Here is a 21,045-nt window from a genome sequence, read left to right on the forward strand (position 1 = left end):
TAGACTGGAGGGGTGCCCGCCGCCCGCCTCCATCTCGTGCGCCACGGGGAGGTCCATAACCCCGAGCGCGTGCTGTACGGACGCCTCCCGGGTTTCCATCTGAGCGACGACGGCCGCGACATGGCACGCTTCGCGGCCGAGCACCTGAAGGCGCAGGGGCGACCGGTGAAGTCGCTCGTGTCCTCGCCCCTCGAACGGGCACGCGAGTCAGCGGCGCCGATCGCGGAGCTGTTCGGCCTCACGCCCGTCATCGACGCCCGCGTCCTCGAGCCGACGAACGTCTTCGAGGGCAAGCGGATGCAGCGTGCCCTGCGCAACCCGCTCAACTGGTGGCACCTGCGCACCCCCGCCCTCCCCAGCTGGGGCGAGGCCTACCTCGACGTGGTCGAGCGCATGCAGGCCGCGATGCGCGACGCGTGGAACCGGACCCCGTCGGGCGACGCCGTCATCGTCTCGCACCAGCTGCCGATCTGGATCACGCACCTCTCGGTCGCGGGCCTGCCGCTGCGGCACGACCCGCGCCGACGCCGGTGCGACCTGTCGAGCATCACGAGCTTCGAGCTCGCGGGCGACGTGTGGCGCGAGGTCGACTACGTCGAGCCCGCCCCGACCACGGGCGCCGTGGACGTGGGGGCCGTATGAGGCGCCGCATCCTCGCCGCCGTCGCGGCGATCGCGCTCACCGCGGGCCTCGCCGCCTGCTCGGGGCAGAACGATGACCTCGCGAACCTCTACCGCGAAGGCAACACACAGGGTTTCATCTCCAGCGACGGGCGGGTCGAGACGATCCCCGCCGACAAGCGCGGCGAGGCGCTCTCGTTCTCGGGGACCGCCGTCGACGGGTCGACGATCTCGAGCGACGACTTCGCGGGCGACGTCGTCGTGCTGAACTTCTGGTACGCCGCCTGCGGCCCCTGCCGCGCCGAGGCGCCCGTCCTCGAGGAGACGTTCCAGGACACGAAGGCCGACGGCGCCCAGTTCCTCGGCGTCAACATCTACGACGGCCCCGAGCAGGCCACGTCGTTCGACGAGACCTACGGCATCACCTACCCGTCGATCCTCGCCCGCGGCGACGTCGACCTGAAGCTCGCGTTCGCCGACTGGACCTCGCTGCAGGCGGCCCCGACGACCCTCGTCGTCGACCGCGAGGGGCGCGTGGCCGCGCGCCTGTTCGGCCAGCTGCCGGATGCCACGACCCTCCGCGACCTCGTCGAGGACACCCTGGCGGAGGAGCAGTGAACCCCGGCGCGGTCGTCGCGGACGGGGCGCTCTGGATCGCGATCCCGATCGCCGCGCTCGCCGGTCTGGTCTCGTTCCTCTCGCCCTGCGTCCTCCCGCTCGTCCCCGGCTATCTCGGCTTCCTCGGCGGCGCGATGACCCCGAAGGAGGGACGATGGATGCCGGTGGCCCGGGCCGCGGCATCCGGCACCGGCGTCGCCACGGCGACCGCGGCACCCGCCCGTCCCGCCGTCGGACGCGGCCGACTCGTCGTCGGCGTGCTGCTGTTCATCGCCGGGTTCACCGTCGTGTTCCTGTCGATGGGGGTGTTCGCGGGAAGCCTCGGGCGCCTCTTCCTGCAGTACGAAGAGGTCATCACGCGGGTGCTCGGCGCCGTGGTGATCGTCATGGGCCTGATCTTCGTGGGAGTGTTCGGACTCGCGCAGCGCACCTACCGTCCGCCGCTCACGCAGAACCTCGGACTCGTCGGGGCGCCGCTGCTCGGGGTGGCGATGGGCGTCGGCTGGGCGCCGTGCATCGGCCCGACCCTCGCGACGATCCTGAGCATGGCCTACAGCCAGGCCGATCCGACGCGCGCGGGTCTGCTCGCCGTCGCGTACTCGCTGGGCCTCGGCATCCCCTTCGTCCTGCTCGCCCTCGGTGCGTCGTGGGCGACGCGGTCGGTCGCGTTCATCCGCCGCCACATCCGCGTCGTCAACATCATCGGCGGTGCGATGCTCGTCCTCCTCGGCCTCCTCATGGTGACGGGGATCTGGACGACCCTGATGGCCTCGTTCCAGGGGGTGGTGGCCGGTGTCCCGACGTTCCTCTGACCCGCGCGCCGACGTCGTCGACGGCCCGCTCCGACCGGGCGACCACCTCGACCGCACCGAGGACCGCCTCGACCCCGCCGTGCGCGGGCGCGAGGAGTCCGACGGCATCACCCAGCCCGCGCTGGGTTTCGTCGGGTGGCTCCGGTGGGGCTGGCGTCAACTGACGAGCATGCGGACGGCCCTCGTCCTCCTGCTGCTGCTCGCGATCGCCGCAATCCCCGGATCGCTCGTGCCCCAGCGCAGCGCCGACCCGAACGGCGTCACGCAGTGGCGCGCCACGAACCCCGATCTGTACCCGACGTTCGACGCGCTGCAGCTGTTCGACGTGTACATTTCGGTGTGGTTCTCGGCGATCTACATCCTGCTGTTCATCTCGCTGATCGGATGCGTCCTCCCGCGCACGAAGCACCACTGGAAGGCGCTGCGGGCCCGCCCGCCGCGGACCCCCGTGCGGCTCTCGCGGCTCGCCGACCACAGCGAGACGACGGTCGCGGTGCCCGAGGGAAAGGATGCCGCGGGGCACGCCGCGCACGCCGTCGACCTCGCCGAGGCGCAGCTGCGCTCGGCCCGCTACCGCGTCGAGCGCTACGACCGGAACGGCGTCGCCTCGGTCTCGGCCGAGCGCGGCTACCTGCGCGAGACGGGCAACCTGATCTTCCACGGCGCCCTCGTCGGCGTGCTCCTGTCCGTCGGCATCGGCGGCGGCTTCACCTACACGGGGCAGACCGTGATCACCGAGGGCGACGGCTTTGTCAACTCGCTCGGCCTCGGCTACACGTCGTTCAACCCCGGCCGGTTCGTCGACACCGAGGCGCTGACGCCGTACTCGATCACCCTCGATCGGTTCGACGTGACCTACGCGCCCGGCTCGGGGCAGGCGGGCGACTTCGCCGCCCACGTCACGACCCGCTTCCCGGGTCAGGACCCCGAAGACCAGGTGATCGAGGTGAACCACCCGATCACGATGGCTGGCGACCGGGTCTACCTCATGGGCAACGGCTACGCGCCGACGATCACGGTGCGCAACGGCGCCGGCGACGTCGTGTTCAGCGAGTCGGTCCCGTTCCTGCCGCAGAGCGCGACGATGACCTCGCAGGGCGTCGTGAAGATCCCCGACACGGGCGGCGAGCAGCTCGGCATGGTCGGCTTCTTCTACCCGACGGTCGCCGAGCTCGACACCGGTGCGCTGACGTCGGCGTACGGCGACCTCCTCGACCCGCGGCTGACCTTCTTCGTGTACGAGGGTGACCTCGGCATCGACGACGGCACGCCGCGCTCGGTGTACGCGCTCGACACCGACGGCATGACCGAGATCGCGGGCCGCAACGCCGACGCCCCCTCGCTCGAGCTCTCACCCGGGCAGACGATCGACCTGCCCGGCGGCCGCGGCACGGTGACCTTCGAGGATGAGCGCAGCGCAGGCGCACCCGAGTCGGTCAAGCGGTACGTCTCGCTGTCGATCAACAACGACTCGAGCGCCACGTGGGTGCTCGTGTTCGCGATCCTCGCCATGCTCGGGCTGTTCACGGCGCTGTTCGTGCCGCGCCGCCGGATGTGGGTGAAGGCGACCCCGGTCGGCGACGACGAGGTGCGCATCGAGTACGCGGGCTTGGCCCGCGGCGAGGACCCGGCCATCGCCGTCGCGGTCGCCGACCTCGCCCGCCGCCACGGCACCGCGTTGGGTGAGCAACCGGCATCCGCCCCGGTCAGCCCGGCGAACGTAGACTGAAACCACCCATCTCCTCTGGAGGACCCCATGTCGTTCGATGACATCTCCGTCCTGCTGTTGTGGACCGCGATCGCGATCTACACGCTCGGCTTCCTCGCCTTCACCGTCGACCTCGCGCGCCGGTCCGAGCTCGCGATCGCCGCCCAGGACGCCAAGGCCAAGACGCAGGCGCGCACGCTCGTCGCCGCCGGCGGCGGGCAGACGATCGACGAGATCCGCGCGGAGGAGGCCGCCGCGAAGATCGCGCTCGAGGCCGCGCCGTCGCAGCGCGGACGCTACCTGTTCGCGCGACTGGGTGTCGTGCTCACCACGATCGCGTGGCTGTTCCACCTCGGCGCCGACGTGACGCGCGGCATCGCGGCGGGCCGGGTGCCGTGGTCGAACAACTACGAGTTCGCCCTTACCGGCACGCTCCTCGTCGTCGCCGTCTTCCTCACGGTGCTCGTCAGGTACGACCTGCGCTTCCTCGGCGCGTTCATCAACGGCCTCATCGTCGTCCTCCTCGGCGGCGCCGCCCTCGCGTACTACGTCGAGGTCGTGCCGCTGTCCGACCCGCTCAAGAGCGTCTGGCTCGTCATCCACGTCTTCGTCGCGTCGCTGGCGTCGGCGTTCTTCGCGATCGCGTTCGCGCTCTCGGTCGTGCAGTTGCTGCAGTCGCGCCGCGAGCGCCTCGCGCTGGCCGCGGTGGGGTCGGATGCCGCGCCCCGCACCCGCCTGCCGTTCCTGCGCACCCTGCCGAGCGCCGACGTCCTCGAATCCCTCGCCTACCGCTTCGCGATCATCGGGTTCGTGCTCTGGACCTTCACCCTCATCGCCGGCGCCATCTGGGCCAATGACGCGTGGGGCCGCTACTGGGGCTTCGACACGAAGGAGGTCTGGACCTTCGTGATCTGGGTCGTCTACGCCGGGTACATCCACGCCCGCGCGACGCGCGGCTGGCGCGGCACCCGGTCGGCGTGGCTGTCGATCGTGGGCTTCACGTCGGTGCTGTTCAACTTCACGATCGTGAACCAGTTCTTCAAGGGCCTGCACTCCTACAGCGGCCTGTCCAGCTGAGCCTCGTGACGCAGATCCCCGCCACCGTCGTGACCTACCCCGACGGGGACGTCACCGGAACGGCGACCGTCGTGCACGCGGTGCTACTCGCCGACGGGCGGACGGGCATCGTCCTCGATCGCACTCCGTTCCACCCCGTCGACACCGCCTGGCCCGATCAGCCCGCCGACGTCGGCGTGCTGCGAAGCTCGTCCGGCGAGTTCCCCGTCGTCACCGCCCTGACCGGGGGAGTCCGCGAGGGCGACCTCGTCATCGGTTCGGACCTCCCGGTGCGCATGGGCGCCGAGGGCTGGACGTTCGTCGTCGTCCACGTCGTCGACGCGCCTGCCCCCGCCGTCGGCGAGAGCGTAGAGGCGTACGTCGATCCCGAGCTGCGCGCTGCGCTGTCCGCCGGGCACACCGCCTGCCACCTGGCATCCCTCGCCCTCGACGCCGCCCTCGCGGATGCGTGGACGAAGGAGGTTCCGACGGATGCCGCGGGTCACCCCGCGTTCGACATGCTCGCGATCCAGACGTCCCGCATCACGGCGTACGGCTCGACCGACGTCTACCGTATCGGCAAGTCGCTGCGCCGGAAGGGGTTCGACCCCGCTGCGCTCGACGACCTGCGCGCCGTCGAGGAGCGCGCGAACGCGACGCTCGCCGGCTGGGCCGAGACGCCCGGAGCCATCGGCGTCCATCGCGAGGATCGCACCCTCGCCGGTCGGCGCACGTGGCGCTGCGAGCTGCCCGAAGGTGCCGTCGAGCTGCCGTGCGGCGGCACGCACCTGACCTCGCTCGCCGAGGTCGAGGCCATCACGGTCGCCCTGGCCTCGGCCGAGGTCCCCGGTGGCGTCGAGCTGACGATGACCACCGGCATCCGCCTCGCCCACTGACCCGCGCGGTCGTCCCGCGCCCCGCGCCCGCGCCCGCGCCCCGCGCCCGCGCCCGCGCCCCGCGCTCCGCGCGCTCGAGCCGGCCTGTGCGCCGAATCACCACTCGAGCGCCGAATCACCACCGGCCTGCCCGCAATCCGGTGGTGATTCGGCAGCCCGTTGGTGATTCGGCGGATGTGAGCGAGGAGGCTCGCAGTCGCAGTGGCAGTGGCAGTGGCAGGCGCGCGGGCCGGCGCCGCCGCTCAGGCGGGCTGGGCGAGCACCGCGCGGGCGGACGTGGAGCGGTGCCGTGTGACGGCGAGCACGCTCGCGGCGACCGCGAGCACCGTCCAGACGACGAGGGCGATCGCTGCGGGGGCGCCGCCTCCGGCATCCGTCAATGCGGCCAGCATCGCTGTGTACGCGGGCGCCGTCGGCAGGAGCCCGGCGACGTCGAGGAGCGTGCCCGGAACGGTGGAGACGATGCCCGTCGCGACCGCCAGAACGCCCACGAGCACCGAGACCCAGCGCCCGATGCCGCCGAGGAGGGCGACGAGCGCGTGGTTCACCGCGGCGAACGCGACACCGGCGAGGACGCACATCGCCGCGAACAGCGCCCACGCGCCGAGGTCGTACCCGGCGGCGAGCTGGACGACACCCGCGACGAGCACGCCCTGCAGCGCGCCGACCGCGGCGCCCGGGGCGAGCGCTCGCAGCGCCAGGGCCGCGGACGACCGCCGCGACGACAGCGCCGTGCGCGGGATCGCCTGCAGCACGACGAAGGACGCGAGACCGCCGAACCAGAGGGCGAGCGTCGCGAGGAGAGGGACGGCCGAGGCCCCGAACAGCGACGTGCCGGTGCCGTCGGCGACGACGGGCTCGGCCACGACCGCGGCGAGGTCCTTCGCCTGCGCGTCGGTGTAGGAGGGTACGCCGTCGACCGCCTGGTCGAGGCCGCCGGCGAGGTCGCCGGTGCCGTCGGCGAGCTTCCCGACGCCGGTCGACAGCTCGCCGGCCCCGGTCGCCAGCGCGCCCACGCCGTCGGCGAGCTGGTCGGTTCCGTCGGCGGCGGTCCCCGCGCCGGTGGCGAGGGCCTGAGCCCCGGTCGACAGCTGCCCCGCGCCCGAGGCGAGCTGGTCTGCGCCGCCCGCGAGCTGGTCGGCGCCGCCCGCAAGCTGGCGCACACCCGTCGCGGCTTGCCCTGCCCCGTCGGCGAGCCCGGCGGCTCCGGTGGACAGTTGGCCCGCCCCGCCGGCGAGCTGGTCGGCGCCGTCGGCGAGCTGCCCCATCCCGGTCGCGAGCTGCTGGGCCGCGGCGGCGGAGGTCTGCAGCCCCTGCGTCAGGCTCGGTCCGAAGTTCGCGAGGGTGTCGATGTCCTTCGCGAGCTGCTCCGCGTCGCCGACGGTGGCCTGCAGGCCGGGGAGCGCCGTCGTCGCCTGGGCCGCGGCATCCGTCAACGAATCGCACAGCTCGGCCCCCGCCACCGCGGGATCGCAGGCCTCGGCGGCGGCCGAGATCGCCTCGACGGCGGCCCTGACCGCCTCGCGGTTCTGCGCGCCGTCGGCGGTGAGCGCCTTGATCCCGTCGACGATGCCGCTCGGGACCGCGGGGATGGCCGCGGTCTGCTCGGCCGCCTTCGTGAGCCCGTCGGCGAGTTCCTGCGTGCCGGAGGCGATCGGCCGCGCACCGGCGGCCCACTCGTCCAGGCCCGTCGAGGTCTTCGCCGCGCCGTCCGCGAGCTGGTCGGCGCCGTCCGCGAGCCGGTCGATGCCGTCCGCCGCGGTACCGGCCCCGTCGGCGAGGCCGCGGGCGCCGTCGGCGATGCGGGTCGCGCCGGTGGAGAGCGCCCCCGCGCCCGACGCGATGCCGGACGCACCGGACGACAGCTGCCGCACGCCGTCGGCGAGCGAGTAGCCGCCGTCGGCCGCGGTCGTCGCGCCGTCGGCGAGCTGCGCGGCACCGTCGGCGGCGCTCGTCGCGCCGTCGGCGAGCTGCGTCGCACCGTCGGCGGCCTTGCCGAGCTGCTCGTTCAGGGTGGTGAAGCCGAGGAACACGTTCTCGAGGTAGGTCGTGGTCAGCTGTTCGCCGAGGACGGATGCCGCGGTACTCGTCACCTGGTTGGTGATGGCGTCGTCGACGATGCGCGCGTCGGGGGAGGGCGTCAGCTCGATCGTCGCGCGCTCGGGCGTGCCGCCGGGGGCGGTCGAGGTGGCGGCGGCCGAGAAATTCTTCGGGATGGTGACGATCGCGTCGTACGTGCCGTCCTCGAGGCCCTCCGTCGCGTCGTCCTCGTTGGAGATCGTCCACGTCAGGTTGCTGTCGAGGTCGTCGGAGCCCTCGACGAGTCCGGCGGTCAGGAGGCGGCCGAGGGGTGTCAACTGCCCGTTCACCTCGACCGGCTCGTCGTTGTTGACGATGGCGGTGTTCATCGCGTCGAGCCGCTCGGTCGGGTTGTAGAGCGCCGCGACCAGGATGCCGCCGATCACGGCCGGCAGCAGGAGCACGCCGAGCAGCGTGAGCCACGAGACGGGCCGTCGGGTCTGTGCGCGTTCGAAGAGGAGAGTCATGAGGGGATCACCTGGGTGTCGGCGTCGGTCGTGCGGAGGGTGGGGGCGGTGAGGCGCAGGAGCTCGGGCCTCGGCCGGTAGGCGTCGCCCAGGAGGACCCGCGCCGCGTCGAGGTCGCGCGCCGAGGCGACGATCGTCAGCGCACCGGCCTTCGCGGCGACCGCGTTGGCGGCGTCGCGGAGGAGCGCGGCGGCCTGATCGCGGGATGCCCCGGTCAGGGTGTCGAGCCCGGCGATCACGACGAAGCGCGTGCGCCCGGCGAGGGCGCTGCGCAGCTCGCTGAGGGGGGCGTCGGCGCCGGCGAGGTCGGCGACCGAGACGTGGGCGCGGACCCACGGCGCGCGCCCGGGCAGCAGGTGCCCGGAGACCCGGAGCAGTCCGGCCGCCGGCTCGATGCGCCCGGCGACGGTCAGCAGGAACGCCCGCGAGACGTGCGGGTCGTCGGCGGTCACGAGGAGCGTGCCGCCGTCGTCGAGCCGGACGCTCGCGCCGGAGAACAGCACGAGATCGGTGTCGGCGGTCTCGGCGCGGACCTCGAGGTCGTCGGCCGCCAGAGCGCCGCGGTAGTCCGGCTCGGGCCAGTCGGCGTGGCTGCGCTCGTGCTCGACCGCCTCGCCCTCGATGTCGACCTTGGGAAGCAGGCGTTCGAGCCAGCGCGGCATCCACCACGCCTTCTCGCCCAGCAGGGCCATGACGGCGGGGGTGAGGGTCATGCGCACGAGGAAGGCGTCGACGGCGATGCCGACGGCCAGCCCGAGGGCGATCGGTTTGATCGAGCTGTCGCCTTCGGGGACGAACGCCGCGAAGACGGCGAACATGATGACGGCCGCGGCCACGACGACGCGCGCCGAGGCGGTGAAGCCGGAGCGGACGGCGGCGACGGCGGTCGCGCGGTCGGCGCGGCCCCCGCGGGCGGCGTGGACGAAGTCCTCCCGCATGCGCGAGACGAGGAAGACCTCGTAGTCCATCGCCAGGCCGAACAGCACGCCCATGAGGATGATCGGCATGAAGCTGATGACGGGGCCCGTCCGCGTGACGTGGAGGAGGTCGGCGAGCCAGCCCCACTCGAACACCGCGGCGACCGCGCCGAAGGCGGCGAGGATCGACAGCAGGTAGCCCAGGGTCGCCTTGAGCGGCACCCAGATGGACCGGAAGACGATCATCAGGAGGATGAAGGAGAGCCCGACGACGAAGACCCCGAAGGGCAGCAGGGCCGCGCCCAGACGATCGGAGACGTCGATGCCGACGGCGGTGTAGCCGGTCACCTTGAGGTCGACGCCGTACTCCTTCTCCCACTCGTCGTGGTGAGACCGCAGTTCGCGCACGAGATCGGCGGTCGCGGGATCGTCGGGAGCCGTCGTCGGCACGATCTGGATGAGGCCCGTGTCGGCGGTCTCGTTCGGCGTGGCGAGCGCGACCCGCTCGACGCCGGGGATCGCCTCGACCTCCTTCTTCAGGTCTTCCATGAGGCCGAGCGGATCGGTGGAGGTCACGATCGTCCCGGTCATGACGAGGGGGCCGTTCGACCCCGCGCCGAAGTACTCCGCGTTCAGGTCGTAGGCCTGACGCGCCTGGCTCGACGGCGGCTGCACGCCTGCGTTGGGCAGGGCGAGGTGCAGGCTCGCGGACGGGATCGCCATGACTCCGAGACCGACGATGACGGCGACGGTGGCGATGACCGGATGCCGCGTCACGAGCATCACCCAGCGGTTGGGCGGCATGACGGCCGGGGCCGCGGGCGCGGCATCCGTCGTGTCGGCCTCGGCCTCGGTCTCGTCGGCCTCCTTCTTGCGGCGTCGCGTCGGGACGCCGCGCTGCAACATCCGTCCGCCCCAGCCGACCACGCGGCCCCTCGCGAACCCGAGGAGGGCCGGTGTCAGGCTGACGGCGACCGCGACGGCCACCGCCACGGCGACGGCGGCGGCGATGCCCATGGTCGACAGGAACGGGATGCCGGCGATGCTGAGGCCGACGAGGGCGATCATGACCGTCACCCCGGCGAACACGACCGCCGAGCCCGCGGTGCCCACGGCACGGGCGGCGGACTCCTCGGGGTCCATGCCGGCGCGCACCTGATCCTGGTGGCGCGACACGATGAACAGGGCGTAATCGATGCCGACTGCGAGCCCCAGCATCACGGCGAGCATGGGGGTGGTCGACGAGATCGACGCGACCGCGGTCGACATGAAGATGAGGGCGATCGCGAGGGCGACGCCGATGAGTGCGCTGACGAGCGGGAACCAGGCGACGGCGAATGAGCGGAACGTCACGATGAGGACGAAGAGCGCGACGAGCACACCGATCACCTCGACGATCGACAGGGCCGGGAGGGACGTCGCGAACAGGTCTCCGCCGAGCGCCGACTGCGCCCCGGCGGGCAGCTGGTCGTGGAAGTCGGTCGCGGCCTTCTCGACCGCGGCGATCGTCGCATCGGTCACCTCGGTGGACTGACCGTCGAACTGCATCTGGACGAGTGCGGCCCGCGCGTCGTCGGAGACGAGACCGTCGACCATCTCGTCGAACGGCGAGGTCGCCGAGGTGACGCCGTCGATGTCGCCGAGCGTCGTCACCAGGTCGTCGATCTCTCCCCGGAGCGGCTGGTCCTCGACGGTGTCACCCGCGGGCGCGACGACGATGAGCTGCGCGCTCGCGCCGCTCGCCTGCGGGAACGTGCGGTTCAGCAGCTCGAGACCCTGCTGCGCCTCGGTGCCCGGGATCGTGAAGGAGTTGTCGGTGCTCTTGGCGAAGAGGGCGACGCCGCCGCCGACGATCCCGAGCAGGACGATCCACGCGATGAGCACGCGCCACGAGTGGCGGTAGGCCCATCGGCCGAGGGTGAAGAGGATGGTGGACACGGGCGCTCCTGGTCAGAGTCGGACGGGTTCGATACAGCGCTGTATCCGATACACATGTGTATCGTAGACCCGCATGCCGGTGCCGAGCCTGAGGGGTGGGTGTGAGATGACGCGAAGCCGAGAGAACACGCGAGCGCGCCTGCTCGAGGCGGCGCACGAGGTGTTCGCCGAGGTCGGACTGGATGCGGCATCCGTCGAGGCGATCTGCGAGCGCGCGGGGTTCACCCGCGGCGCGTTCTACTCGAACTTCGAGTCCAAGGACGAACTCTTCCTCGCCCTCATCACGCGGCTCTCGGAGGACAAGCTCGACGAGGTGTCGGTGCGCGTCCGGCGGCTCTCCGGCACCGACAGTCCGCTCGATCTCGTCCGGCAGATCGCCGACATGTCGCTTGCGGAACGCATGGAGCCGCAGCTGCTCAGCGAGGTGCGGACGCAGGCGCTGCGCGACCCGCGACTGGCGGAGGCGTTCCTGGCGTGGCGGGCGCAGATGCTGGGCCGCATCGAGACGATCGTCCGCGACGTGAGCGAGCGCCACGGACTGCCGCTGCGGATGCCGGTGGCCGACGCGGCGTCGCTGCTGCTGGACGTGTCGGAGCAGTGCAGCGTGCAGGCGGCCCTCGAGCGGCTGTCGGAGCGCCAGGCGAACCGGGCGATGCAGTCGCGCCTCGAGCCGCTCGTGCCGCTGCTGGTCGGCGAGGCCTGACGCCTACTCGGCGAGGATCGCGTGGCAGCGCTCGAGGCGAGCGAGCCACCAGTCCCGCCGCTCGGCCTCTGCGGCGTGGCCGTCGAGCAGCGCGGCGTCGGGGGTGACGCGACCGACCGGCAGCGCGCCGGAGCGCGGCCGCAGCGGCTCCGCCGCGACGTCGGCGGCGAGCAGCGACGCGGTGCCCAGCCCGCAGTCGAAGGCGAGGTCGGGCAGGGCCGCGGCGAGGGCCGTGCCCATCGCCAGGCCCACCGAGGTGTCGAGGGCGCTCGAGACGACGGCCGGCAGCCCCGCCTCGGCGACGATCTCGAGCGCACGACGCACGCCGCCGAGGGGCTGCACCTTGATCACGAGGAGGTCCGCCGCGCCCGCGCGGGCGACGGCGACCGGGTCGTCCGCCTTGCGCACGCTCTCGTCGGCGGCGATCGGGATGTCCATCCAGCGGATGCGGGTGCGCAGCTCGGCGAGCTCGGGCACCGTCGCGCACGGCTGCTCGACGTACTCGAGGTCGAAGCCGGCGAGGGCGTGCACGGCGTGCTCGGCCTCGTCGACGTTCCACGCGCCGTTGGCGTCGATGCGGATGCGGCCCTCGGGTCCCATCGCGGCGCGCACCTCCCGCACGCGCGCCACGTCGTCGGCGAGGGTCTGCCCGGGCTCGGCGACCTTGACCTTCGCGGTGCGGCATCCGTCGAACCGGGCGAGCACCTCGGGGACGGATGCCGCGGCCACCGCCGGCACCGTCGCGTTCACCGGGACCGTGTCGCGCACCGCCGCGGGCGTGCGCTCCCAGCCGTACTCGATCGCGGCCTCGAGCCACGCCGCCGACTCGCGGTCGTCGTACTCGACGAAGGGCGAGAACTCGGCCCACCCCTCCGGTCCCTCGAGCAGCAGCGCCTCGCGGACGTCGATGCCGCGGAAGCGGGTGTGGAGCGGGAGGGCGACCACCCGCGCGCTCGCGCGCAGGTCGGCCAGCGGAGGCAGGTGCATGCCCCCATCCTGGCCCTCGTCGCGGTCGTGACGCCCGTGGTCGGCGGGCGGGTCCGCGATGCCGCGCCGGAAGTAGACTCGCGCGGGTGAGCAGCCCCCTCGCCCTCCGTCACCCGCTCGACGTCGAGTCCGTCCCGCGCCCCGCCCGGGCGCAGGCGCTGCTGGACGCGCTCGCCGAGCGGGTCGTGATCGCCGACGGCGCGATGGGCACGATGCTGCAGCGGCACGACCCGACGCTCGAGGACTACCGGCAGCTCGAGGGGTGCAACGAGATCCTCAACGTCTCGCGCCCCGACATGATCGCCGCCATCCACGACGAGTACCTCGCCACCGGGATCGACGCCATCGAGACCAACACGTTCGGGGCGAACTGGTCGAACCTGTCGGACTACGGCATCGACGACCGCATCCACGAGCTCGCCGCCGCCGGGGCGCGCATCGCGCGGGAACGCGTCGACGCCGCCGAGGCGCGCGACGGCCGCCTCCGCTGGGTGCTCGGATCCCTGGGCCCCGGCACGAAGCTCCCGAGCCTCGGTCACACGACCTACGACCACCTCAAGCAGACCTTCGCGCTGCAGGCGGAGGGCCTCATCGACGGGGGCGCCGACGCGCTGCTGATCGAGACGTCGCAGGACCTCCTGCAGACCAAGGCCGCCGTCAACGGCTGCAAGCAGGCGATCGTGAGTCGCGGCATCCGTCTGCCGATCCTCGTCGAGGTGACGGTCGAGACGACCGGCACGATGCTCATGGGGTCGGAGATCGGTGCGGCGCTCACGGCGCTCGAGCCCCTCGGTGTCGACGCGATCGGTCTCAACTGCGCGACCGGCCCCACCGAGATGAGCGAGCACCTGCGGCACCTGTCGAAGCACGCGACGGTGCCGGTCGTGTGCATGCCGAACGCCGGACTCCCGGTGCTGACCGCCGACGGGGCGCACTACCCGCTCACCCCGGACGAGCTCGCGACGGCGCACGAGCAGTTCGTCCGCGAGTTCGGGCTGGGACTGGTCGGCGGATGCTGCGGCACGACCCCCGAGCACATGGCCGCCGTCGTCGAGCGCCTGCGCCCGGTCGCCACGCCCGCACCGCGGTCGCCCGTGACCGAGCCGGGGGTCGCGTCGCTGTACCAGCACGTGCCGTTCGACCAGGACACCGCCTACCTCGCGATCGGGGAGCGCACGAACGCGAACGGGTCGAAGGCGTTCCGCGAGGCGATGCTCGAGGGGCGGTGGGACGTCTGCGTCGAGATCGCGCGGAACCAGATCCGCGTCGGCGCGCACCTGCTCGACGTCTGCGTTGACTACGTCGGTCGCGACGGGGTCGCGGACGTGCGCGAGATCGTGTCGCGGTTCGCCTCGGCATCCACTCTTCCGCTCGTCATCGACTCCACCGAGCCCGCTGTCCTGCAGACGGGTCTCGAACTGATCGGCGGGCGTCCGGTCGTGAACTCGGTGAACTACGAGGACGGCGACGGGCCCACCAGCCGGTTCGGGCGGATCATGCCGCTCGTGAAGGAGCACGGCAGCGCGGTCATCGCCCTCACGATCGACGAGCAGGGGCAGGCGCGCACCGCCGTCGACAAGCTGCGCATCGCGTCGCGGCTCGTCGACGAGCTGGTCGGCGAGTGGGGGATGCGGGTCTCGGACATCGTCGTGGACTGCCTCACCTTCCCGATCGCGACCGGTCAGGAGGAGACGCGGCGCGACGCGATCGAGACGATCGAGGCGATCCGCGGACTCGTCGAGAAGTACCCGGGCATCAACACGACCCTCGGCGTCTCGAACGTGTCGTTCGGGCTCAACCCGGCGGCGCGGTCGGTGCTCAACTCGGTCTTCCTGCACGAGGCGACGCAGGCGGGTCTCACGTCGGCGATCGTCGATGCGGCCAAGATCGTGCCGCTCGCCTCGATCCCCGAGGAGCAGCGGAAAGTCGCGCTCGACCTCGTGTGGGACCGGCGCGAGACGGATGCCGAGGGGAACGTCACCTACGATCCGCTCGCCGTCATGCTCGACATGTTCGCCGGGGTCGACACCACCGCCCTGCGCGACCAGCGCGCCGCCGAGCTCGCCGCCCTGCCCGTGGGGGAGCGGCTCGAGCGTCGCATCATCGACGGAGAGCTGAAGGGCCTCGAGGACGACCTCGACCTCGCGCGCGAGGGCGGCATCGCCCCGCTCGAGATCATCAACGACCACCTGCTCGAGGGAATGAAGGTCGTCGGCGAGCGGTTCGGCGCCGGCCAGATGCAGCTGCCGTTCGTCCTGCAGTCCGCCGAGGTGATGAAGACCGCCGTCGCGCTGCTCGAGCCCCATATGGAGCGCACCGACGCCTCGGGCAAGGGCACGATCGTGCTCGCGACCGTCCGCGGCGACGTGCACGACATCGGCAAGAACCTCGTCGACATCATCCTGACCAACAACGGCTACACCGTCGTGAACCTCGGCATCAAGCAGCCCATCGCCGACATCATCGCCGCCGCCGAGGAGCACGACGCCGACGTCATCGGCATGAGCGGCCTGCTCGTGAAGTCCACGGTCATCATGAAGGAGAACCTCGAGGAGCTCGCCTCGCGCGGGCTCGCCGGCCGGTGGCCCGTGATCCTCGGCGGCGCGGCGCTGACCCGTGCGTACGTCGAGGACGACCTCGCCGGGATCTTCCCGGGCGAGGTCCGCTACGCGAAGGACGCCTTCGAGGGCCTCGCGCTCATGGAGCCCCTCGTGAAGATCGCCCGCGGGGCGGACCCGGCATCCGTCGGTCTCCCGCCGCTGAAGAAGCGCATCCACTCGGCGGGGTCGAAGCTCACCCTGACCGAGCCCGAGGCGATGCCCGGGCGGTCGGACGTGGCATCCGACAACCCCGTGCCGGCGCCGCCGTTCTGGGGCACCCGGATCGTGCGCGGTGTCGCGCTCGCCGACTACGCCGCCTTCCTCGACGAACGCGCGACGTTCATGGGGCAGTGGGGGCTGAAGCCCGGTCGAGGCGACGACGGCCTCTCGTACGAGCAGCTCGTCGAGACCGAGGGGCGGCCGCGGCTGCGGTACTGGCTCGACCGCATCCTCGCCGAGGGCATGCTCGACGCGTCGGTCGCCTACGGCTACTTCCCCGTCGTCAGCGAGGGCGACGACGTCGTCGTGCTGCACCACGGCGCGGATGCCGCCGGTCGCCTCGGGGTGCCGGGGTTGCTCGCCCCCGACGGCGGGTCTGGGGGCGAGGTCGGCACCGAGCGGCTGCGGTTCTCGTTCCCGCGCCAGCGGCGCGACCGGCACCTCTGCCTCGCGGACTTCGTGCGCTCCCGCGAGTCGGGGCAGGTCGACGTGCTGCCCGTGCAGCTCGTGACGGCGGGAGCCCGGATCGATCAGGTCACCGCGAAGCTGTTCGCCGAGGACCGGTACCGCGACTACTACGAGCTCAACGGGCTCGTGATGCAGCTGACCGAGGCGCTCGCCGAGTTCTGGCACGCCCGCATCCGTGCCGAGCTCGGCTTCGCCGGCGAGGATCCCGCCGACACGGCCGGGCTGTTCAAGCTCGAGTACCGCGGCGCGCGCTTCTCGCTGGGGTACCCGGCGTGCCCCGACATGGAGGACCGGCGGAAGGTCGTCGAGCTGCTGCATCCCGAACGGATGGGGGTCGAGCTCAGCGAGGAACTGCAGCTGCATCCCGAGCAGTCGACGGATGCCTTCGTGTTCCACCACCCCGAGGCGAAGTACTTCTCGGTCTGACGGGCGCCCGGTGAGCGGGCTTCATAGGCGCGTGTAGCGGGCGCGGAAGAAGGCGTAGACGCCGTACGCGATCCAGCCGGCGCCCACGAGGACGAGCAGGATCTTGCCGGCGGGAAGGTCGGCGATCGTGCGCAGGGCTCCGTCGAGTCCACTGGACTTCTCGGGGTCGTTGGTCGCCGCGGCGAAGAGGAACAGGACGCCGACACCCGCCATCGCGACGCCGCGGGCGATGTAGCCGACGGTGCCGAGGATCCGCACGCCGCGGCCCGCGGTCCCGCCCGGCATGCTCAGGTCGCGCTCGAAGCGTCGCGTGACGCCCTTGACCACGAGGTACCCCGCGATGGCGATCAGCACGATCCCGATGGCGACGACGAGGAACACGCCGCCGGGCGTCGAGAGCAGGCCCGCGGTGAGCGAGGTCGTCGAGCCCGACGAGCTCGACGACCCGCCGACGGCGAACGTGCCCGCCGTGACGGCGAGGGCGAGGTAGACGAGCCCCTTCGCGCCGTTCTTGACGATGTGCACGGCGCGGTCCTTGCCGGAGTCGGCGCTGCGGTCGAGGACGGCGCTCAGCAGATGCCACAGCCCGAGGGCGGCCAGCCCGATCGTCACGGCCCACAGCAGGAAGACGCCGCCGGGGGCTGCGGCGAGCTGCGCGAGGGCGCCCGACTGGTCGGCCTCCTGTCCGCCGGCGCCGCCGAGGGCGATCGAGATGGCGATCACGCCGATGAGGATGTGGACGATCCCGCGCGCGGCGAAGCCCGCCCGGGCGAGGACGTGGACCGCCCGGCTGTTCTTGGCGTCGTGGGCCGCGCTCTTGGCTGTCGAGGTCATGGCGTCAGCCTAGGGATTGCGACCGCCGGCCACGCAGGGGTTGCGCTCCGCTGTACAGTGACGCGCGGGAGGGCGGATGACACCGACGGTGCACGACGTGGCGCGGCTGGCCGGCGTCTCGATCAAGACGGTGTCGAACGTCATCAACGGCCACCCTCATGTGCGGGCGTCGACGCGGGAGAAGGTGCAGCGGGCGATCGCGGAGCTCGGGTACACCCCCAACCTGACCGCCCGGAGCCTCCGCAGCGGACGGACGGGCGTCATCGCCCTCGCCGTGCCGGATCTCTCGTTCAGCTACTTCGCCGAGCTCGCGGGGATGGTCATCGCCCGCGCCGAGGAGCGCGGCGTCGTCGTGCTCGTCGAGCAGACCGGCGGGGAGCGCGACCGGGAACGCGAGCTGCTGCGCAGTCCCCGGCTCGGGCTGACGGACGGGCTCATCCTCAGTCCGCTGGGCCTGGAGGCATCCGACCTCGCCGACCGCCCGCGGACGTACCCGACGGTGCTGCTCGGCGAACGGGTCTACGAGGCGGCCATCGATCACGTGACCATGCGCAATACCGAGGCGGCGCAGGCGGCGACGGCGCATCTTCTGGCCGCGGGCCGTCAGCGCATCGCCGTGCTCGGCGCGCACGACGACGACGGCGCGGCAGGGCTGCGGCTGCAGGGCCACCGCGCGGCTCTCGCCGACGCGGGCGTCGCGCACGATCCGGACCTGATCGTCGAGACCCGGTTCTGGGACCGGGCGGGCGGCGCCGACGCCGTCCGCGACCTGCTCGCACGCGGCGTGGACTTCGACGCGGTGTTCGGACTGAACGACACCCTCGCGCTCGGTGCGATCCGCGCGCTGCAGGAGGCGGGGCGACGCGTGCCCGACGAGGTGGCCGTCGTGGGGTTCGACGACCTCGACGAGGCGGCGTACGCGATTCCGTCGCTCACGACGATCGACCCGGGTCGGCGGTGGATCGCGCAGACCGCGGTTGACACGCTGCTGGGCCGGGTGGGGGATGCCGCGGGCGAGGCGCGCGTGGTGTCGGCACCCTTCGAGCTGCGCGTGCGGGAGTCCGCGCCGGCGCGCTGACGCTCGACCGAGACCTTGACGACCGGCATCCGCGCCGTCATCATGAATTACAACGTTTACCAGTCTGACCAAGAAAGCCCTACATGACCTCCGCACGCCTCATCGTCGACGCCGCAGCCCCCATCGGCGAGGTCCGCCGCAAGATCTTCGGCGGCTTCGTCGAGCACCTCGGCCGGCACATCTACGACGGCATCTTCGAGCCGGGTCATGAGACGGCGGATGCCGAGGGGTTCCGCACCGACGTCATCGACCTCGTCAAGGAGCTCGGGGTCGACACGATCCGCTACCCGGGCGGCAACTTCGTGTCGGGCTTCCGCTGGGAGGACTCGGTCGGTCCCGTCACCGAGCGCCCCCGTCGCCTCGACCTGGCCTGGCACTCGACCGAGACGAACGAGGTCGGTCTGCACGAGTTCTCGTCGTGGCTCGACAAGGTCGGCAGCGACCTGATGATGGCGGTCAACCTCGGCACGCGCGGCACGCTTGAGGCGATCGACCTGCTCGAGTACTGCAACATCCGCTCGGGGACGGCTCTCAGCGACCGTCGCGTCGCGAACGGCGCGACCGAGCCTTTCGACGTGCGCATGTGGTGCCTCGGCAACGAGATGGACGGCCCCTGGCAGCTGGGTCACCGCTCGGCGGAGGACTACGGCAAGCTCGCGTCGCGGACGGCGAAGGGGATGCGGCAGCTCGACCCGTCGATCCAGCTCGTCGTCTGCGGCTCGTCGGGTGCGACGATGCCGACGTTCGGCGAATGGGAACGGGTCGTCCTCACCCACACGTACGACGACGTCGACCTGATCTCGTGCCACGCCTACTACGAGGAGAAGGACGGCGACATCGACAGCTTCCTCGCCTCGGCGGTCGACATGGACCGCTTCATCGAGACGGTCGTCGCGACCGCCGACCACGTCGCGGCCGTCAAGCGGTCGTCGAAGAAGATCGACATCTCGTTCGACGAGTGGAACGTCTGGTACCTCTCGCGGTGGGAGAACGTCGAGAAGATCGACGGCATCGACAACTGGCCGGTCGCGCCGCGACTGCTCGAGGACGTCTACTCGGTGGTGGATGCCGTGGTGTTCGGCAGCCTCATGATCTCGCTGCTCAAGCACGCCGACCGCGTCGCGAGCGCGTCGCTCGCGCAGCTCGTGAACGTCATCGCGCCGATCATGACCGAGCCGGGCGGACCGGCGTGGCGCCAGACGACATTCTTCCCGTTCTCGCTCACGTCGCGCCTCGCGCAGGGCGAGGCGATGCGGGTGCTCGTCGACGCGCCGTCGTACGAGACCGCCGTGTTCGGCGAGGTGCCGCTCGTCGACGCCGTCGCCACGCACGACGACGCCACGGGGCGGAGCGCCGTGTTCCTCGTCAACCGCAGCACGACCGAGTCGATCGAGGTCACCGTCGACGTGTCGGGCCTCGGTGCCACCTCGATCGCCGAGACGCACACGCTCTCGGACGACGACGTCTACGCGAAGAACACGCTCGACGACCGGGAGCGTGTCGCGCCGCGCGCGAACGACTCCGCGGCCCTGGACGGTGTCACGCTGAGGATCACGCTGCCCCCGGTGTCGTGGACGGCGGTCGGGCTGGGCTGAGACGGATGCCGCAGGTGCGACACTCTCGGGTGAGGGGGTCGACATGAAGCGTGCGGGTGTCGTGGTGGTTCTTCTGGTCGCCGCGTCTCTGACGGGGTGCACCTCGCAATCGTGCGCGAGCTGGGTGAATTACGAGTCCGACGAGGATCGTGCGCGCGACGCCGACGTCGTCGTGCTCACGGACGACATCGAACCGGACGGAACGATGAACATCCTGGGGTTCGACGCCAACGCCTACCGTGTGACCGTCGCCGACGTGGAGAAGGGCGATGTCGCGGTCGAGGAGGAGATCCGCGTCGGCTCGACGGCAGACAACTGTTCGGACGCGCCGTACGGTCCCCGCGATCCGATGTCGCAGGACGGCCGGCTCCGACTGTTCCTGCACGTGGGGGAGACCGGGTTGCGCACGTTGACCCCCTTCGACGGCGTGCGACCCGCCGCGTGAACCTCGTCTTCCACCAGCGGGTCGACCTCGTCGGCGAGGCGCTCGTCCCGGCATCCGAATTGGCGATGCTCGACCCGACCGCACACGCGCGGGCGATGGCGAAGTACGACGACACCTCGGAGCGGCGGCGGTTGCGCGAGACCGCGATCCCCGGCACGGGGCGATCGTGGACCGAGGTGGTGTTCCTCAGCCCGGTACACCCGCACGCGATCTGGCGCGCTTGGCGTGAGGTGCGAGGCAAGGAACTCCCGCGCACGGAGTTCTGGGCGATCCCCGCCGCGGACCTGCCGCCGGGGACCGTCGTCCTGGACCGCACGGTGTCGGCGGTCGGCGACGCGATCGACCCGTCGGAGGTGGTGCCGTTCGAGGTGGCATCCTTCGTCACCGCGACCGAGATCCCGCCGGCCAACCGCGCGTGGCTCGAGGAGATGGTGCGGCGCGGCGTGAGCGGGGCGTGGTTCCATGGCATCCCGCACGTGCTAGCTGTACTGACCTCGACCGTTGTTGATTCGGTCGATGGGTGGGTGGCCTCCGATGCCGAGATGGTGCCTGTCTAGGTTGTAGTGGTCGAGCCAGGCC

General features: G+C 71.9%; 16 protein-coding genes. 12 read left to right on the top strand and 4 right to left on the bottom strand.

Features of this window, described 5'->3' with window-relative positions:
* Positions 1–12: 12 nt before the first annotated feature.
* From ACPEH2_RS06295 to ACPEH2_RS06320, 6 genes are read left to right on the top strand one after another with little or no spacing between them, the layout of a single operon-like run.
* A complete protein-coding gene (locus tag ACPEH2_RS06295; RefSeq protein WP_359919906.1) occupies positions 13–642 on the top strand; it encodes a histidine phosphatase family protein in 630 nt (209 codons plus the stop codon).
* On the top strand, positions 639–1,238 hold the full coding sequence (locus tag ACPEH2_RS06300; protein WP_311285365.1) for a TlpA family protein disulfide reductase: 600 nt from the start codon (positions 639–641) through the stop codon (positions 1,236–1,238). Before ACPEH2_RS06295 ends, ACPEH2_RS06300 begins: the two co-directional genes overlap by 4 nt.
* Positions 1,235–2,050: a cytochrome c biogenesis CcdA family protein gene (locus ACPEH2_RS06305; RefSeq protein WP_359919903.1), complete on the top strand. Its 816-nt coding sequence runs from the start codon at positions 1,235–1,237 to the stop codon at positions 2,048–2,050. The genes ACPEH2_RS06300 and ACPEH2_RS06305 overlap by 4 nt, the downstream gene beginning before the upstream one ends.
* Positions 2,031–3,779, top strand: coding sequence for a cytochrome c biogenesis protein ResB (gene resB / locus ACPEH2_RS06310; RefSeq protein WP_359919900.1), 1,749 nt, complete (start codon positions 2,031–2,033; stop codon positions 3,777–3,779). The genes ACPEH2_RS06305 and resB overlap by 20 nt, the downstream gene beginning before the upstream one ends.
* A 27-nt stretch (positions 3,780–3,806) precedes the next feature.
* Complete coding sequence (ccsB, locus tag ACPEH2_RS06315) at positions 3,807–4,835, top strand: c-type cytochrome biogenesis protein CcsB (RefSeq protein ID WP_253035512.1); 1,029 nt, start codon at positions 3,807–3,809, stop codon at positions 4,833–4,835.
* A 5-nt stretch (positions 4,836–4,840) separates the two neighbouring features.
* Positions 4,841–5,710 (top strand): metal-dependent hydrolase, encoded by an 870-nt coding sequence (locus ACPEH2_RS06320; RefSeq protein WP_311285368.1) that lies wholly within the window; start codon positions 4,841–4,843, stop codon positions 5,708–5,710.
* Between the two features lie 242 nt (positions 5,711–5,952).
* Here ACPEH2_RS06320 and ACPEH2_RS06325 read toward each other — a convergent pair whose 3' ends face one another.
* Complete coding sequence (locus ACPEH2_RS06325) at positions 5,953–8,256, bottom strand: YhgE/Pip domain-containing protein (RefSeq protein ID WP_359919896.1); 2,304 nt, start codon at positions 8,254–8,256, stop codon at positions 5,953–5,955.
* A complete protein-coding gene (locus ACPEH2_RS06330) occupies positions 8,253–11,111 on the bottom strand; it encodes an MMPL family transporter (RefSeq protein WP_359919893.1) in 2,859 nt (952 codons plus the stop codon). The genes ACPEH2_RS06325 and ACPEH2_RS06330 overlap by 4 nt, the downstream gene beginning before the upstream one ends.
* Before the next feature lie 106 nt (positions 11,112–11,217).
* On the opposite strand from ACPEH2_RS06330, the gene ACPEH2_RS06335 reads away from it, so the two are divergent.
* Positions 11,218–11,814, top strand: a complete 597-nt coding sequence (locus ACPEH2_RS06335) for a TetR/AcrR family transcriptional regulator (protein WP_359919891.1) — start codon at positions 11,218–11,220, stop codon at positions 11,812–11,814.
* 3 nt (positions 11,815–11,817) lie between these two features.
* Here ACPEH2_RS06335 and ACPEH2_RS06340 read toward each other — a convergent pair whose 3' ends face one another.
* Positions 11,818–12,801 (bottom strand): o-succinylbenzoate synthase, encoded by a 984-nt coding sequence (locus ACPEH2_RS06340; protein WP_359919888.1) that lies wholly within the window; start codon positions 12,799–12,801, stop codon positions 11,818–11,820.
* An 86-nt stretch (positions 12,802–12,887) separates the two neighbouring features.
* Between ACPEH2_RS06340 and metH the strand changes: the two genes are divergently transcribed.
* Positions 12,888–16,514, top strand: a complete 3,627-nt coding sequence (metH, locus tag ACPEH2_RS06345) for a methionine synthase (protein ID WP_423718456.1) — start codon at positions 12,888–12,890, stop codon at positions 16,512–16,514.
* Positions 16,515–16,535: 21 nt separating this feature from the next.
* On the opposite strand, the gene ACPEH2_RS06350 is transcribed toward metH, so the two are convergent.
* Positions 16,536–17,348 (bottom strand): DUF1206 domain-containing protein, encoded by an 813-nt coding sequence (locus ACPEH2_RS06350; RefSeq protein ID WP_359919884.1) that lies wholly within the window; start codon positions 17,346–17,348, stop codon positions 16,536–16,538.
* Between the two features lie 76 nt (positions 17,349–17,424).
* Between ACPEH2_RS06350 and ACPEH2_RS06355 the strand changes: the two genes are divergently transcribed.
* The 4 genes from ACPEH2_RS06355 to ACPEH2_RS06370 all read left to right on the top strand — a co-directional run bounded on the left by ACPEH2_RS06355 (position 17,425) and on the right by ACPEH2_RS06370 (position 21,023).
* Complete coding sequence (locus ACPEH2_RS06355; protein WP_359919881.1) at positions 17,425–18,426, top strand: LacI family DNA-binding transcriptional regulator; 1,002 nt, start codon at positions 17,425–17,427, stop codon at positions 18,424–18,426.
* An 83-nt stretch (positions 18,427–18,509) separates the two neighbouring features.
* On the top strand, positions 18,510–20,021 hold the full coding sequence (locus ACPEH2_RS06360) for an alpha-N-arabinofuranosidase (RefSeq protein WP_359919878.1): 1,512 nt from the start codon (positions 18,510–18,512) through the stop codon (positions 20,019–20,021).
* 43 nt (positions 20,022–20,064) lie between these two features.
* Positions 20,065–20,466: a hypothetical protein gene (locus ACPEH2_RS06365; protein WP_359919876.1), complete on the top strand. Its 402-nt coding sequence runs from the start codon at positions 20,065–20,067 to the stop codon at positions 20,464–20,466.
* The gene (locus tag ACPEH2_RS06370; protein WP_359919873.1) at positions 20,463–21,023 is read left to right on the top strand and encodes a hypothetical protein; all 561 of its coding nucleotides are present in this window, start codon (positions 20,463–20,465) and stop codon (positions 21,021–21,023) included. The genes ACPEH2_RS06365 and ACPEH2_RS06370 overlap by 4 nt, the downstream gene beginning before the upstream one ends.
* The last annotated feature ends 22 nt before the right edge of the window (positions 21,024–21,045 follow it).

It is taken from the genome of Microbacterium sp. NPDC064942, from assembly GCF_049545525.1.
Lineage (GTDB): Bacteria > Actinomycetota > Actinomycetes > Actinomycetales > Microbacteriaceae > Microbacterium > Microbacterium gawkjiense.

Bases quoted from the DNA above. Each gene is read 5' to 3' on its own strand.
- ACPEH2_RS06300 (WP_311285365.1), top strand. From the start codon at position 639: ATGAGGCGCCGCATCCTCGCCGCCGTCGCGGCGATCGCGCTCACCGCG.
- ccsB (WP_253035512.1), top strand. From the start codon at position 3,807: ATGTCGTTCGATGACATCTCCGTCCTGCTGTTGTGGACCGCGATCGCG.
- ACPEH2_RS06325 (WP_359919896.1), bottom strand. From the start codon at position 8,256: ATGACTCTCCTCTTCGAACGCGCACAGACCCGACGGCCCGTCTCGTGG.
- ACPEH2_RS06335 (WP_359919891.1), top strand. From the start codon at position 11,218: ATGACGCGAAGCCGAGAGAACACGCGAGCGCGCCTGCTCGAGGCGGCG.
- ACPEH2_RS06340 (WP_359919888.1), bottom strand. From the start codon at position 12,801: ATGCACCTGCCTCCGCTGGCCGACCTGCGCGCGAGCGCGCGGGTGGTC.
- ACPEH2_RS06350 (WP_359919884.1), bottom strand. From the start codon at position 17,348: ATGACCTCGACAGCCAAGAGCGCGGCCCACGACGCCAAGAACAGCCGG.
- ACPEH2_RS06355 (WP_359919881.1), top strand. From the start codon at position 17,425: ATGACACCGACGGTGCACGACGTGGCGCGGCTGGCCGGCGTCTCGATC.
- ACPEH2_RS06360 (WP_359919878.1), top strand. From the start codon at position 18,510: ATGACCTCCGCACGCCTCATCGTCGACGCCGCAGCCCCCATCGGCGAG.
- ACPEH2_RS06365 (WP_359919876.1), top strand. From the start codon at position 20,065: ATGAAGCGTGCGGGTGTCGTGGTGGTTCTTCTGGTCGCCGCGTCTCTG.